At 44.7% G+C, this 1,596-nt stretch carries 2 protein-coding genes; both read left to right on the top strand.

Annotated features, from left to right (window positions below; translation table 11 throughout):
- Positions 1 to 98: 98 nt before the first annotated feature.
- The gene (locus WKT12_RS16355) at positions 99 to 530 is read left to right on the top strand and encodes an ISAon1 family transposase N-terminal region protein (protein ID WP_229508250.1); all 432 of its coding nucleotides are present in this window, start codon (positions 99 to 101) and stop codon (positions 528 to 530) included.
- Complete coding sequence (locus tag WKT12_RS16350; protein WP_229508251.1) at positions 484 to 1,560, top strand: transposase; 1,077 nt, start codon at positions 484 to 486, stop codon at positions 1,558 to 1,560. Before WKT12_RS16355 ends, WKT12_RS16350 begins: the two co-directional genes overlap by 47 nt.
- The last annotated feature ends 36 nt before the right edge of the window (positions 1,561 to 1,596 follow it).

Below are 1,596 nucleotides of genomic sequence, written 5' to 3'. Positions count from 1 at the left end.
GGCACAGTTGCAAATATCCGTGGCTTATTTTTGTAGTATAGGTCTATATTTTCATGTTTAATGCTTAAATGTTTATAAGAAGCATTACCTTTGCACTCATGAGTAAGCAATCAGCATTTGACTATAAGATTCTGGCAAGTTACCTTCTTCCCAAAGGCATCCTTGAGTTCTTCGACGTTACAGCCGTTAACGAAGACCACACTGGCATTATTGAAGAGACTGGTAATGAGCGCGTCCTTCTTCACATCTATCTTGACGAAAAAGATGCACGGGAAGAAGAGTGGCACGACCTTAAGCCCAATGGTTTCACGGAAAGCCGTCAGGTTAACGACTTTCCTATCCGTGACCACAAGGTCGTTCTTCATGTCAGACGTCGCAGATGGTTAACGGCAGCAGGCAGAAACATAATCCTTGACAGGTACTCGTTGCTTGCTGATAACACCAGCTACTCTAAGGAGTTTGCTGATGTCTTAAAAAAAATATTTGGATACCTACCCGATAACGGCCCGCTCGCTGGGGCTATACTTTAAGGTAGATGGCAATAACCTGGAGCGTGCTTACAAGGATCATCTGAGCGGTTTCCGTAATTGGGAACAAGCCAGTCATGCAGAGGACTGGGTGCTGCATCCTAAGAACATAGGCAAACGGCTGGGCATTGACGAGACCATGCTTCACAAGGACCTGATGACATTCTTGACCAACAAAGAAGGGCATGGCAAACGTCACACCTTAATAGCAGCTGTAAAAGGCACCAAGGCCTCAGACATTATCAATGTTCTTATGCAGATACCGCAGGAACAGCGAGAGCAGGTCGAGGAAGTTACCATGGACTTCTCTGACAGCATGTTTGCTGCCGTCACAGAAGCCTTTCCTAATGCAGCCATAGTCATTGACTGCTTCCATATCGTCAAGCGTTGTATCGAAGCAGTGGAGGAACTCCGCCTCAAAGCTAAACGAGAAGCGCAGAAAGCACAAAACAAGGAGAAGGCCATGTTCAAAAAGAAACTTGAACAGCTGGTAAAGAGCCGTAAATACTACCGCAAGAAACATCCAAAGAAATACAAAGGCAAGAAGCGGGGACGCAAGCCACAGAGGTTGAACAAACGCTTCAGGCCAACCATGCTGGCCAATGGCGAAACTGTCATAGAACTGCTGACAAGAAGCAAGTATCTGCTGAGTGTGAGTGGTGAGAAATGGACTGACAGGCAGAAAACACGTGCAAAGATACTTTTCAGGATGTTCCCAAAGATAAAGGAAGCATATACTTTGATTTGTAGCCTAAGAAGCGTGTTTAGCAACAAGTCTATCGACCGGGGTACTGCTAAGGTTAAACTGCATGAGTGGTATCAGAAAGTATCAGCTTGTACGTTGCGTGAAGTAAAGGCTGCAAGGGATGCCATCAAATACAAGGAAGAAGAAGTACTAAATTACTTCATAAACAGATCAACCAATGCTCATGCTGAATCTCTTAACTCTAAGTTGAAAGGCTTTAGAGCACAACTACGCGGTGTGCAGGATTTACCTTTCTTTATGTTCAGAGCGTCTATGATCTTTGGATAACATGATTATATTGCCACGGACTTATGCAACTGTGCC

Source organism: Phocaeicola sp. HCN-6420 (assembly GCF_037890145.1).
Taxonomy (GTDB): Bacteria; Bacteroidota; Bacteroidia; order Bacteroidales; family Bacteroidaceae; genus Phocaeicola.
Note: the sequence above shows the minus strand (reverse complement) of the source record. Positions and strands in the feature narration are given on the sequence as shown.